This window comes from Bradyrhizobium oligotrophicum (assembly GCF_051168495.1).
GTDB classification, from domain to species: Bacteria; Pseudomonadota; Alphaproteobacteria; order Rhizobiales; family Xanthobacteraceae; genus Bradyrhizobium; species Bradyrhizobium oligotrophicum_A.
Genome location: NZ_JBNPVB010000010.1, coordinates 171751 through 184032, shown reverse-complemented (window position 1 = coordinate 184032; position 12282 = coordinate 171751). Strand labels below are relative to the sequence as shown.

Below are 12282 nucleotides of genomic sequence, written 5' to 3'. Positions count from 1 at the left end.
CGTCTGAGTCATGCCCACTCGGGTGAGGGATTCTCTCCGCAGACGCGTCTCTCTGCGCCGACCTGCAGCGCGAGCTACGAGACCATCGGCCAGATCAGCGACTGCTCCGCCTGCGCGGTCGCCGAGGTCCGGCACAGATCGCCGTCGAGCCGCACCAGATCCTTCGCCAGCAGCCGCAGCGCCTCGGGATAGATGCGGTGCTCGACGCCGAGAATGCGCGCCGACAACGTGTCCGCCGTATCGTCGTCCCTGACCACGACGGCGCCCTGCATCACGATGGGACCTGCATCCGTCTCCGGTATGACGAAGTGCACGGTCGCACCGGAGAGCTTCACGCCGGCGCGAAGGGCCTGGCCATGCGGATCGAGGCCGGGAAAGGACGGCAGCAGCGAGGGATGGATGTTGAGCATCCGGCCATACCAGCGCCGGACGAACTCGGCGGTGAACAGCCGCATGAAGCCGGCGAGGCAGATGATCTCGATGCCGCGCGCATCCAGCGCCTGCTGCAGCCTGGCTTCGAAGCCGGCGCGGTCCTTGCCGAACGGCTTGCTCTCGATGATTTCGACGGCGATGCCGCTCTCCGCCGCCTTCTGCAGGCCGGCCGCGTCGGACCGGTTGGAGATGACGACCGCGATCTCAGCCGGGAAGTCCGGCTGCGCCGCGGCATGGATCAGCGCGGCCATGTTGGAGCCACGGCCGGAGATCAGGATGGCGACACGGCGCTTCATCGTGACAACTCGTCTCAGAGCGACAGATCGAGTGCGCCGGTGTAGATCACGCGCTCGTCGCCCGAGGCTGCGACGACCTCGCCGAGCCGGGCGACGTGTTCGCCATTGGCCGTGAACACTTCGGTCACGGCATCGGCCGCCTCGGCCTTGACGATCGCGATCATGCCGATGCCGCAGTTGAAGGTGCGCAACAGCTCGCGCTCGGCGATGCCGCCCTGCTCCGCCAGCCATTTGAACACCGGCAGCACCGGCAGGCGCGTCAGGTCGATCGACACGCCGAGATGCTTCGGCAGCACGCGCGGAATGTTGTCGGTGAAGCCGCCGCCGGTGATGTGCGCCAGTCCCTTTACCGCACCGGTTTCGCGGATCGCCCGCAGGCAGGATTTCACATAGAGGCGGGTCGGCGTCAGCAGCGCGGCGCCCAGGGTCAGCACCGGCGCGAACGGCGCCGGCACCTCGAAGCCGAGGCCGGTTTGGGCGACGATCTTGCGCACCAGCGAATAGCCGTTGGAGTGCACGCCGGACGAGGCCAGCCCCAGCACGACATCGCCGGCCGCGATGTCGGGCGACGGCAGCAGGGTGCCGCGCTCGGCCGCGCCGACCGCGAAACCCGCGAGATCGTAGTCGCCGTCCTTGTAGAGGCCGGGCATTTCCGCCGTCTCGCCGCCGATCAGCGCGCAGCCGGATTCCCGGCAGCCCTCGGCGACACCGGCCACGATCGAGGCCGTCGCGTCGGGATCGAGCTTGCCGCAGGCGAAGTAGTCGAGAAAGAACAGCGGCTCGGCGCCCTGCACCACGAGGTCGTTGACCGACATCGCCACCAGGTCGATGCCGATGCCGCCATGCAGCCCGGTCTCGATCGCGATCTTGACCTTGGTGCCGACGCCGTCGGTCGCAGCCACCAGGACAGGGTCCTTGAAGCCTGCCGCCTTGAGGTCGAACAGGCCACCGAAGCCGCCGATCTCGGCATCCGCGCCGGGCCGCGCGGTCGCCCGCACCATCGGCTTGATCAGATCGACCAGGCGATTGCCGGCATCGATATCGACGCCCGAATCTGCATAAGTGAGCCCGTTCTTGCGCTCGGTCATGGTCAAAACCCCTAATCTGGCCGCTGGTTACGTCGGAATCCGGCCGCGCGCAATGGCTCGCAAGGGGCTCGTCCCCATCCTATCTAGAACCGGACCGGTTCGCCCGGTTTCGGAATTGGGTCGTGTTTTGATCGAGTTGTCGTCAGGACCAGCTGCGTGACCATTCCCCACTCTATCCCCAACCTGATCACGCTCGGCCGAATTCTGCTGGTTCCGATCGTGGTGTGGGCCATCGCGGCCGGAGAGATGGAAATCGCGTTCATCGTGTTCGTGATCGCGGGCGTGAGCGACGCCGTGGACGGCTTCCTGGCCAGGCGCTTCAACCTGCGCTCCGAGCTCGGCGCCCTGCTCGACCCGCTCGCCGACAAGGCGCTGCTGGTCTCGATCTTCGTCACGCTCGGCATCTGGGGCGCGATCCCGCGCTGGATCGTGATCCTGGTGGTCTCGCGAGACATCATGATCGTCGCCGCCGTGATCGTATCCTGGCTGTTCGACCGTCCCGTCGCAATGAAGCCATTGATGGTGTCGAAGCTGAACACCGGGGCGCAGGTCGGATTCGCCGGGCTGGTGCTGGCCGCTCTCGCCTTCGGCTTCGAGCCCAAGCCCTACGACGTCGTGCTGATGGTGCTGGTGACGGTCTTTACGCTCGTGTCGGTCGGGCTGTATCTGGTCGAATGGGTGCGGCACATGAACACCCTCGAGGCCCGCTGAGCCTCTTGGCGGGCGCGGCGCGCCTCCACCGCAGACACGACACGGGAGCACGACAATCTTGGCCGGCCATATTCCCCCTCGTCAACTGGCCCTCGCCTTGCCGCATGCGGAGAGCCTGACGCGGGACAACTTCCTCGAAGGCCCCGGCAATGCGGCTGGGCTCGCGCTGGTCGACGCCTGGCCGGAATGGCCGGCCCGGACCATGTTCCTGGTCGGCCCCGACGGCTCGGGCAAGAGCCATCTGGCCGCGATCTGGGCCGAGCGCTCCGGCGCCCGGTCGCTGTCCGCCCATGCGCTGGAGCCGGGCGCGGTTCCAGGCGCGCTCGCCACCGGCGCGCTGGTGCTCGAGGATCTCAAGGCGGCCGATCTCGACGAGCGCGCCCTGTTCCACCTGCTCAACCTGGCGCGCCAGGACGAGGCCTTCGTGCTGATCACCGCGCGGGACGCGCCCGTCGGCATGCCGATCACGCTGAACGATCTCAGATCACGGCTGCGCGCCGTCCCGGTCGTCACGCTGCTGCCCCCGGATGACCAGCTGTTCCGCGCGCTGATCGTCAAGCTGGCCGCGGACCGGCAGCTGGCGATCGACGAAGCGGTCGTCGCCTACCTCGCGACCCGCATCGAGCGGTCCTATGCCGCCGCACGCGAGACCATCGCGCTGCTGGACAGCGAATCCCTGCGGCTCGGGCGGCCGGTCACCCGGGCGCTGGCGGTCGAACTGCTGCGCGCGCCGGTGTGACGGCCCGACGTCTTGACGGCGGCTCAGCGGGGAACCTCAATGGTGCCGGCAACGTCATCCCCTGGTCACTCAGATTGGGTTACGGTCGACCTTCACGACCTGATTTGATTGCCGCGACCGGATATGGATCGAATTTCTGATGGATACCGAGCAAATTACTGACATTGCACCGAAAGAGCCGGTCGCGGCGCCACAGCAGCAGATCGCGTCGAGCCCCGAGCGCTTCATCAACCGGGAACTGTCCTGGCTGCATTTCAATCGCCGCGTCCTGGAGGAATCGGTCAATCCGCGCCATCCGGCGCTGGAGCGGGTGCGGTTCCTGTCGATTTCAGCCAACAATCTTGATGAATTCTTCATGGTCCGCGTCGCCGGCATCCGCGCCCAGGTGCGCGAGGGCATCGCCGAGCGGAGCCCCGACGGGCTGACCCCGACCGAGCAGCTCAAGCTGATCAACGAGACCGTGTCGCAGCTCGCGATCGACCAGCAGGCGATCTGGCGCGACCTGCGCAAGTTTCTGGCCGAGCTGGGCATTGTGCTGGTCGACGGCCAGGACGTCAGCAAGAGCGAGCGCGCCTGGATCGAGGACCATTTCCTCGCCAACATCTTCCCGCTGCTGACGCCGCTCGCGATCGACCCGGCGCATCCGTTCCCGTTCATCCCGAGCCTCGGCTTCACCGTGGCGCTGCAGCTGACGCGCACCACCGACGGCCGGCCGATGAACGCGCTGATCCGCATGCCCGGCAAGATCGACCGCTTCATCCGCTTCCCGGGCTCCAAGGACGGCGCGATCCGCGTGATCACGCTGGAGCAGGCCACCGGCCTGTTCATCGGCCGGCTGTTCCCCGGCTACACCGTGAAGGGCCAGGGCGCCTTCCGCATCATCCGCGACAGCGAGATCGAGATCGAGGAAGAGGCCGAGGATCTGGTGCGGCTGTTCGAGACGGCGCTGAAGCGGCGCCGCCGCGGCTCGGTGATCCGGCTCGAAATCGAGTCCAACATGCCGCAGGAGCTGCGCGCCTTCGTGCAGCATGCGCTGTCGACGACCGACGACGAGGTGTTCGTGGTCGACGGCGTGCTGGCGATGAACGAGCTGTCGCAGCTGACGCGCGTCGACCGGCCCGACCTCGAATTCGCGCCCTATGTGCCGCGTCATCCCGAGCGGGTGCGCGATCATGGCGGCGACATCTTCGCCGCGATCCGGCAGAAGGACCTGATCGTCCACCACCCCTACGAGTCGTTCGACGTCGTCGTGCAATTCCTGCAGCAGGCCGCGCGCGACCCCGACGTGGTCGCGATCAAGCAGACGCTGTACCGCACCTCCAACAATTCGCCGATCGTGCGCACGCTGGTGGAAGCCGCCGAAGCCGGCAAGTCGGTGACGGCGCTGGTCGAGCTCAAGGCGCGCTTCGACGAGGAAGCCAACATCCGCTGGGCACGCGACCTCGAGCGCGCCGGCGTGCAGGTGGTTTACGGCTTCCTGGAGCTGAAGACGCATGCCAAGCTGTCGATGGTGGTGCGCCGCGAGGGCGGCAACCTCACCACCTACGTCCACACCGGGACCGGCAACTATCACCCGGTGACGGCGCGGATCTACACCGACCTGTCCTACTTCACCTCCGATCCGGTGATCGGCCGCGACGTCACCCGCGTCTTCAACTACATCACCGGCTATGCCGAGCCGATCGACATCGAGAAGATGGCGGTGTCGCCGCTGACGCTTCGCAAGCGCATGATCGAGCACATCCACGGCGAGACCAGTTTCGCGCGCCAGGGCAAGCCGGCCGTGATCTGGATGAAGATGAATTCGCTGGTCGATCCCGACATCATCGACGCGCTGTACGAGGCCTCGCAGGCCGGCGTCTCGATCGACCTGATCGTGCGCGGCATCTGCTGCCTGCGGCCCGGCATCCCCGGACTGTCCGACAACATCCGCGTCAAGTCCGTGATCGGCCGCTTCCTCGAACACGGCCGCATCTACTGCTTCGGGATGGGCCAGGGCCTGCCGAGCGCCAAGGCGGCGGTCTACATCTCCTCGGCCGACATGATGCCACGCAATCTCGACCGCCGTGTCGAGGTGCTGTGTCCGCTGCAGAATCCGACCGTGCACCAGCAGGTTCTCGAGCAGATCATGGTCGCCAACCTGAAGGATACCGAGCAGAGCTGGCAATTGTTGCCGGATGGGTCGTCAACGCGTATGAAGGCCGCGAAGGGCGAGGAGCCGTTCAACCTGCACAATTACTTCATGACGAATCCGAGTCTGTCCGGCCGTGGAAAGTCGCTCAAGGAATCTTCACCGCGCCGGCTCACGCGCCGGAACGAACGCCATCCGTCATAGCGGCCTCCCGCCAAGGGACATGCCGCGGTGAAACGGACCGCGACCACGGCCGCCAGCATTGGCGTCATCGACATCGGCTCGAACTCGGTGCGCCTCGTCGTCTATCAGGCGATCGAGCGCAGCCTCGTCACCGTGTTCAACGAGAAGTCGCTGTGCGGGCTCGGCCGCGAGGTCCAGACCACGGGCCTGCTCGCCGCCGATGCCGTCGAGAAGGCGCTGACGGCGCTGAAGCGCTTCCGCGCGCTGTGCAAGGTGCAGAAGGTCGGCGAGGTGCATGCGATCGCCACCGCGGCCTGCCGTGACGCCTCGAACGGCCCCGACTTCATCGCCAAGGCCGAGAAGATCTGCGGTGCGCCGATCCAGATCCTCACCGGCCCCGAGGAGGCGCGCTATTCGGCGCTCGGCGTCATCTCCGGCATCCACAAGCCCGACGGCATCGTCGGCGATCTCGGCGGCGGTTCGCTGGAGCTGATCGACGTCCGCGGCCATCAGGTGCGCAGCGGCATCACCCTGCCGCTCGGCAGCCTGGCGCTGCAGGATCTTGCGGAGAAGTCGCTCAAGAAGGCGCAGCGGATCGCCAGCGAGGCACTGACCGACCTGCCGCAATTGCTGGCCGGACAGGGCCGGACCTTCTATGCGGTCGGCGGCACCTGGCGCGCGCTGGCCCGCATCCACATCATTCAGAGCGGCTATCCGCTCGGCGTCATGCATGGCTATGCGATCCCGGCCGCCGATGCGCTGGCCTTCGTCCGCCGCCTGCGCCGTCTCGTCGCCGCCGACATGCTCGCCGACATCGAGGCCATCGCCGAGGCGCGGCGGCCGCTGCTGGCCTATGCGGCGCTCGTGCTCGAACACGTCATCCGCGTCGCCAGGCCGACGACGGTGGTGTTCTCGACCTTCGGCGTGCGCGAGGGCCTGCTGTATTCCAAGCTTGCCGATACCGAGCGCGCCAAGGACGGCCTGCTGTGCGCCGCCCAGGGATTGAACGAACTGCTGTCGCGCTCGGCCCAGCACGCCCGCGAGCTGACCGACTGGACCGACCGCCTGTTCCGCGTGGTGCATGTCCGCGAGACCGAGGAGGAGCGCCGGCTGCGCCACGCCGCGTGCCTGTTGTCCGACATCGGCTGGCGCATGCATCCCGATCATCGCGGCGAGCAGACCTACGGCATCGTCCTCAACGGCAATTTCGGCTCGATCAGCCATGAGGGCCGCATCTTCGTCGCGCTGTCGGTGTTCTTCCGCTACGAAGGCCTGCGCGACGAGGCGGCGCCGCCTGTTCTCACCGAGCAACTGAGCCCGGCCCAGATCGATCGTGCGCGCCTGCTCGGCACCGCATTTCGCGTCGCGCATCTGATCTCCGCGGCGCGGCCGGGCGTGCTTCCCGCCACCCATTTCCGCACCCAGGACCGCAAGCTGATGCTGGTGTTCGAGCACCAGATGGTCGACCTGGTCGCCGACCGCGTCGGCGGCCGCTTCAAGCATCTGGCGCGGCTGGTCGGACGCTCCGGCTCGATCGTGAGAAACTAACCGCCGAGCATGTGCTCGAGCACGCGGTGCCGGCCGAAATGGCGGTCCGGCGACAGGATCGGTGCACGCTCAGTTCGGCCGGATCGCCGGGGCGGCCGGGTACTGCGCCAGCAGCGCCTTCCCGAGCACGTTCTGCTCGCCCTTCGGAATCGCGAACCGTATGCTGAAGCCGTCGGGCGTTGCCAAGGTCATGATGCGCTGGGTGGCGTCGGTCGACTGCTCGATGGTCCAGGATGCCAGCGGATAGGCATAACGCAGCGCCTGATCGCCATAGCGAGTACGCAGCGCCATCTCCAACAGGCCCGGCAGCGTCATGACCAGCGCGCCTGCCTGGCTCACCGAAAGGCTCAGCGCCGCCGCATTGCCGGTGGCATCTTCGAAGCCGAGCGAGATCGTCTCGCCGCCATCCACCACCTCGCAGCTCGTCAGCGCCTTGGCCCGCAGCTCCATCACACGCTCCGCATCACCCCATCGTTATATCCAAGAAGATATATCGAAAATACCGCCGCGTCCAGCTCGCGGGGCGGCATCGGCGCGAGGGCGCGCCTCGTGATATCCGAACAAATATAACGTGGTGAAGCGTCGGCTTTGGTGCCGATGAGCGACCATCGTCTTCCGATCCGCGGAGCCGCGCCGGCCCGACCTCGGATCGATCCATCAGCCGAGTCGACGCTACTGCAAAGCGCTTGCCGAAACTTTGTGCATTGTCGGAAATGCGACAGGCCGACCAGACTAATTATATGATTCTCGATACAGCTCATTGAAATAGCGATGGATTTTCCCTGACCGGATGGACGCGCAAGAGCTGCGCGCCGAATGCCGGCACGCGAGACGATCGAACCATATCAGCGGCAGACTGTCGGCGTCGCGAACGGTCGTGTATTCCATTCAACATATGATCGATCACCGGGGGTCGATCTGCCGGCCACGGAATCCGAGGAAGCGGTCGGAACCGGCGGGGCGGCGGAGCCGAGCTGGCTCGCCGCGCCAGACATCCACGAGCAAGAGGACCTTTTCGATGGCAACTACGACGGCCGAGTTGGAGGCGCTCATGATGCAGCGCTCGCTCACCGACCCCCAATTGATTGCAGCCGCGGAAACGGCAATCGATTTCCGCATCCTCCCCGACGCCACCGTCATCAAGGTCGGCGGCCAGAGCATGATCGATCGCGGCCGTGCCGCCGTCTATCCGCTGGTCGAGGAGATCGTCGCCGCGCGCAAGGCGCACAAGATGTTGATCGGCACCGGCGCCGGCACGCGGGCGCGTCATCTGTACTCGATCGCCGCCGGGCTCAATCTGCCGGCCGGCGTGCTGTCGCAGCTCGGCGCGTCCGTCGCCGATCAGAACGCCGCGATGCTGGGACAGTTGCTCGCCAAGCACGGCATCTCGGCGGTGGAAGGCGCAGGCCTCTCGGCCGTGCCGCTCTATCTCGCCGAGGTCAACGCGGTGGTGTTCAGCGGCATGCCGCCCTACGGCCTGTGGATGCGCCCGTCCGCCGACGGCGTCATTCCGCCCTACCGTACCGATGCCGGCTGTTTCCTGGTCGCCGAGCAGTTCGGCTGCAAGGCAATGATCTATGTGAAGGACGAGAACGGCCTCTACACCGCCAACCCCAAGACCGAGAAGACCGCCACGTTCATTCCGAAGATCTCGGTGGCGGAGATGAAGGCCAAGGGTCTCGCCGACTCCATCCTGGAATTTCCGATGCTCGATCTGCTCGAAGCCGCGCGGCACGTCCGCGAGGTGCAGATCGTCAACGGCCTCGTGCCCGGTAATCTGACCCGCGCGCTTGCCGGCGAGCACGTCGGCACCATCATCACGGCGAGCTGAGAGAAGCGATCACCATGGCTGAGACCAACACCATCAAGCACGTCGCCTCGCCGCTCGCGCGCCAGACCCTGCTCGACGACAAGCTCACCCGTCCCGTCGCCGGCAGGCGCCCGATCGCGCTGCTGCCCTGGCTGCAGGTCGTCAAGATCGGCGGCCGTTCGATCATGGACCGCGGCGCCGAAGCGATCCTGCCGCTGGTCGAGGAGATCAAGAAGCTGCTGCCAGAGCATCGGCTGCTGATCCTGACCGGCGCCGGCATCCGCGCCCGCCACCTCTATGGCGTCGGCCTCGACCTCGGCCTGCCCGTCGGATCGCTGGCGCCGCTGGCAGCCAGCGAGGCCGGCCAGAACGGCCATATCCTGGCCGCGCTGCTGGCCTCGGAGGGCGTGTCCTACATCGAGCATCCGACCATCGCCAACCAGCTCGCGATCCATCTGACCGCCGCGCGCGCCGTGGTCGGAAGCGCGTTTCCGCCCTACCACCATCACGAATTCCCGACCTCGCGCATTCCCATGCATCGGGCCGACACCGGCGCGTTCCTGATCGCCGATGCGCTCGGCGCCGCGGGGCTGACGATCGTCGAGGACGTGGATGGTGTCTACACCGCCGACCCGAAGGGGCCTGACGCTGCCAAGGCGAAGCTGCTGCGTGAGACCAGCTGCGATGCGCTCGCCGGGCAGGACGGCACGCTGCCGTTCGACCGCGCGCTGGTCGAGGTGATGGCCAACGCCCGTCACATCTCCCGCGTCCAGGTCGTCAACGGGCTGGCGCCGGGCCGGCTCACCGCCGCGCTGCGCGGCCATCACGTCGGGTCGATCATCACCACCGGCGCCAAGGCCGATTGATCGCCTCAGCCTTCACGCTAGGCCACTCGGTGACGAGTGGCCCCTTTCCCCGATCGACCGGCGCGTACAGCGGCCTCGCCCGAGGTTAGCGCTACGGCAGATTGACCCCGCGGGCGGGCATGGATTCCAGTTCGCTCTCGGCCTGACGCTGCAGCGCGCGGCCACGCCAGATCGAGCCGGCGAGAAGCACCACACCGGCCCCGAGCAGCGACATCAGCGTCTCCATGACGTCGACATGGCTGGCGAGGTTGGTCTTGCCGGGGAACAGCGCCGACGTCGCCTCGATGTTGATGATGACGGTGCCGTCGAGCAGGTGATGCAGCAGCGGCTCGATCGCGGGATCGGTCGCGATCACCTCGCCGGCGACCCAGCCGAGCAGCATTGCGCCGAGCCAGACCAGCAGCGGAAAACGGTCGAGCACCAGCATGATCAGGGCTGCGCCCGCGATGATCAGCGGGATGCTCATGGCAAGGCCGATGATGAGCAGCGAGGCCTGGCCGTTCGCGGCCGCGGCCACCGCGATCACGTTGTCGAGGCTCATGACGAGGTCGGCGAGCGCGACGATGCGGACCGCGTGCCAGAGCGTCGTGCCGGCGGCGATGTCGTCATTCTCGTCTTCGGGCACCAGCAGCTTGGCGGCGATCACGAGCAGCGCCAGGCCACCGACCAGCTTCAGATAGGGCAGCGCCATCAGCGTGGCGACGATGCCGGTGAAGGCGATCCGCAGCGCGACCGCGATGCCGGAGCCTGCCACCATGCCCCAGAAGCGATGCTTGCCGTGCAGGCCGCGGCAGGCGAGCGCAATCACCAGCGCGTTGTCGCCCGACAGCAGCACGTTGATCCAGACGATCTTGCCGAGCGCGAGCCAGAAGCCCGGGCTATGCAGGTCGGATTCGAATTGAGCGAGCAAATGGCCGTAAGTGGCGGGATCGGCGAGTTGCGATAGCCAGTTCACGGCCAGGCCTTTCAAATGCGATCAGCCGGGAGTTGCCGGCACGGGCGATGTGCGGCGAAGCGAGGCTCCGCCGCATCGATCACCGCTCAGCCGACGATCTCGTTGCCGGCGAAGAACTGCGCGATCTCGATCGCGGCCGTTTCGGCAGCGTCCGAACCGTGCACCGAGTTCTCGCCGATCGACTTCGCATGCGACTTGCGGATGGTGCCGTCGGCCGCCTTCGCCGGATCGGTCGCGCCCATCACGTCGCGGTACTTCAGGATGGCGCCCTCGCCTTCCAGCACCTGGACCACGACCGGACCGGAAACCATGAAATCGACCAGTTCGCCGAAGAACGGCCGCGCCTTGTGCACGGCATAGAAGGTCTCGGCCTGGTCACGCGTCATGCGGATACGCTTCTGGGCCACGATCCGCAGGCCGGCCTTCTCGATGAGCGCGTTGATCGCGCCGGTCAGATTGCGCTCGGTCGCGTCGGGCTTGATGATGGAAAAAGTGCGCTCAATCGCCATGATATCGTCCTTGGAGATGGGGGATTTGGGTGGGTTGCGGGCTTATATCGACGCGATTGGCCGACGGCAAGCGACCGGGATCCGGCCGGAGGCGCGACGCCTTACGACGATTTCACGATTCTGAACAGAATCTGAAGGGTCCGTGCGACCATCGTTCAGCTGCCATGTCTTAAGTTGCTTGTCACCGGGGCGAAGACGAGCCAGCAACGTTCAGGTGGACGCCTTCTCCCAGCCTCATCCGTCGGACAATTTCGGCGCCACCAGCGCTGTCATCCAGGAGACGATCATGTTGCGCAAACTCTCCCTCATCGCGGCGGCCGCCATCACCGTGGGCGCAGCCGCCCTCGCCCCGACCGCCGCGTCGGCTCATTGGCACGGTGGCGGCTGGCACGGTGGATGGCACGGCGGCGGCTATGGCTGGCACCGTCCCTTCTACGGCCCGCGGGTGTTCGTCGGCGGCCCGGTCTACGGCTACGGCTATGGCGGCTGCTATGTCCGCCGCGTCGTTCCGACCCCCTGGGGACCGCGCTGGCGCTTGATCAACCGCTGCTACTGATACGAGCCTTCGAGACTACGAGCCTAGGCGCGGCATCCGCCCCCCGCCGCACCGAACTCGCATTGCCCCGGCGTCTCCCCCACGCCGGGGCTTTTTTCGTGCACTTTCAATCGGATTGGGCGCATTTTCGTGCCTGCACGGAAACCAATCGGCGGGCCACGACTTGTTACGGTATCGTACTGCAACTGCTCGTGGAACTTTGTCATGTCTGGCCGTACCGCCGTTCTCAGCGAGGCGCTCGATCGAAAGACCAGCCGATCGATCTGCGAAGCCGTGGGTGAACGGCTGCAACGCAGCCTGCCGCCTGACGGCTCCCAGCTGCCTGATCCGCTCGCGCAGCTGATGAACGAGCTGCGCAAGCAGGACGAGGCCGTCGCGCGTTTCGATTGAAATCTCACCTGAAATTTCCGGCTCCTTGGGGTCGGCGATAAAGCGGTTGCGTTTGGCCGCGCGCGCGG

General features: G+C 66.6%; 13 protein-coding genes. 8 read left to right on the top strand and 5 right to left on the bottom strand.

Annotation, left to right across the window (positions count from 1 at the left end; genetic code table 11):
* Positions 1-74: 74 nt before the first annotated feature.
* Both purN and purM read right to left on the bottom strand, forming a co-directional pair.
* A complete protein-coding gene (purN, locus tag ACQR1B_RS20185) occupies positions 75-728 on the bottom strand; it encodes a phosphoribosylglycinamide formyltransferase (protein WP_434833226.1) in 654 nt (217 codons plus the stop codon).
* A 14-nt stretch (positions 729-742) separates the two neighbouring features.
* A complete protein-coding gene (gene purM / locus ACQR1B_RS20180) occupies positions 743-1816 on the bottom strand; it encodes a phosphoribosylformylglycinamidine cyclo-ligase (RefSeq protein WP_434833227.1) in 1074 nt (357 codons plus the stop codon).
* 156 nt (positions 1817-1972) lie between these two features.
* Between purM and ACQR1B_RS20175 the strand changes: the two genes are divergently transcribed.
* The 4 genes from ACQR1B_RS20175 (at position 1973) to ppx (ending at position 7128) form a co-directional block, all read left to right on the top strand.
* On the top strand, positions 1973-2527 hold the full coding sequence (locus tag ACQR1B_RS20175; protein WP_434833228.1) for a CDP-alcohol phosphatidyltransferase family protein: 555 nt from the start codon (positions 1973-1975) through the stop codon (positions 2525-2527).
* Positions 2528-2585: 58 nt separating this feature from the next.
* A complete protein-coding gene (locus ACQR1B_RS20170) occupies positions 2586-3266 on the top strand; it encodes a chromosomal replication initiator DnaA (protein ID WP_434833229.1) in 681 nt (226 codons plus the stop codon).
* A 139-nt stretch (positions 3267-3405) separates the two neighbouring features.
* Positions 3406-5601: an RNA degradosome polyphosphate kinase gene (locus tag ACQR1B_RS20165; RefSeq protein ID WP_434833230.1), complete on the top strand. Its 2196-nt coding sequence runs from the start codon at positions 3406-3408 to the stop codon at positions 5599-5601.
* 27 nt (positions 5602-5628) lie between these two features.
* Positions 5629-7128, top strand: a complete 1500-nt coding sequence (gene ppx / locus ACQR1B_RS20160) for an exopolyphosphatase (protein WP_434833231.1) — start codon at positions 5629-5631, stop codon at positions 7126-7128.
* Between the two features lie 69 nt (positions 7129-7197).
* Here the strand turns inward: ppx and ACQR1B_RS20155 are convergent, their stop codons facing one another.
* Entirely contained in the window at positions 7198-7578 is a 381-nt protein-coding gene (locus ACQR1B_RS20155) for a hypothetical protein (protein ID WP_434833232.1), read from the bottom strand.
* A gap of 568 nt (positions 7579-8146) precedes the next feature.
* Here ACQR1B_RS20155 and ACQR1B_RS20150 point away from each other — a divergent pair.
* Both ACQR1B_RS20150 and ACQR1B_RS20145 read left to right on the top strand, forming a co-directional pair.
* Positions 8147-8959 carry a uridine kinase gene (locus ACQR1B_RS20150; protein ID WP_434833233.1) on the top strand — a complete coding sequence of 271 codons (813 nt, stop codon included), beginning with the start codon at positions 8147-8149 and terminating at the stop codon, positions 8957-8959.
* A 14-nt stretch (positions 8960-8973) separates the two neighbouring features.
* Complete coding sequence (locus ACQR1B_RS20145; protein WP_434833234.1) at positions 8974-9804, top strand: molybdenum storage protein subunit alpha; 831 nt, start codon at positions 8974-8976, stop codon at positions 9802-9804.
* Between the two features lie 91 nt (positions 9805-9895).
* Here ACQR1B_RS20145 and ACQR1B_RS20140 read toward each other — a convergent pair whose 3' ends face one another.
* Positions 9896-10759, bottom strand: a complete 864-nt coding sequence (locus ACQR1B_RS20140; RefSeq protein ID WP_434833235.1) for a TerC family protein — start codon at positions 10757-10759, stop codon at positions 9896-9898.
* A gap of 86 nt (positions 10760-10845) precedes the next feature.
* Positions 10846-11268 carry a nucleoside-diphosphate kinase gene (gene ndk / locus ACQR1B_RS20135; protein WP_434833236.1) on the bottom strand — a complete coding sequence of 141 codons (423 nt, stop codon included), beginning with the start codon at positions 11266-11268 and terminating at the stop codon, positions 10846-10848.
* A gap of 286 nt (positions 11269-11554) precedes the next feature.
* Here ndk and ACQR1B_RS20130 point away from each other — a divergent pair, with 286 nt between their 5' ends.
* Together ACQR1B_RS20130 and ACQR1B_RS20125 are read left to right on the top strand one after the other, a co-directional pair.
* Complete coding sequence (locus ACQR1B_RS20130) at positions 11555-11824, top strand: sulfur globule protein precursor (protein ID WP_434833237.1); 270 nt, start codon at positions 11555-11557, stop codon at positions 11822-11824.
* Between the two features lie 204 nt (positions 11825-12028).
* Positions 12029-12214: a hypothetical protein gene (locus ACQR1B_RS20125; RefSeq protein ID WP_434833238.1), complete on the top strand. Its 186-nt coding sequence runs from the start codon at positions 12029-12031 to the stop codon at positions 12212-12214.
* The last annotated feature ends 68 nt before the right edge of the window (positions 12215-12282 follow it).

What these genes read in the sequence shown, in the direction of transcription:
- purN (WP_434833226.1), bottom strand. Translation starts at nt 728, where the DNA reads ATGAAGCGCCGTGTCGCCATCCTGATCTCCGGCCGTGGCTCCAACATG.
- purM (WP_434833227.1), bottom strand. Translation starts at nt 1,816, where the DNA reads ATGACCGAGCGCAAGAACGGGCTCACTTATGCAGATTCGGGCGTCGAT.
- ACQR1B_RS20165 (WP_434833230.1), top strand. Translation starts at nt 3,406, where the DNA reads ATGGATACCGAGCAAATTACTGACATTGCACCGAAAGAGCCGGTCGCG.
- ACQR1B_RS20155 (WP_434833232.1), bottom strand. Translation starts at nt 7,578, where the DNA reads ATGGAGCTGCGGGCCAAGGCGCTGACGAGCTGCGAGGTGGTGGATGGC.
- ACQR1B_RS20150 (WP_434833233.1), top strand. Translation starts at nt 8,147, where the DNA reads ATGGCAACTACGACGGCCGAGTTGGAGGCGCTCATGATGCAGCGCTCG.
- ACQR1B_RS20145 (WP_434833234.1), top strand. Translation starts at nt 8,974, where the DNA reads ATGGCTGAGACCAACACCATCAAGCACGTCGCCTCGCCGCTCGCGCGC.
- ndk (WP_434833236.1), bottom strand. Translation starts at nt 11,268, where the DNA reads ATGGCGATTGAGCGCACTTTTTCCATCATCAAGCCCGACGCGACCGAG.
- ACQR1B_RS20130 (WP_434833237.1), top strand. Translation starts at nt 11,555, where the DNA reads ATGTTGCGCAAACTCTCCCTCATCGCGGCGGCCGCCATCACCGTGGGC.
- ACQR1B_RS20125 (WP_434833238.1), top strand. Translation starts at nt 12,029, where the DNA reads ATGTCTGGCCGTACCGCCGTTCTCAGCGAGGCGCTCGATCGAAAGACC.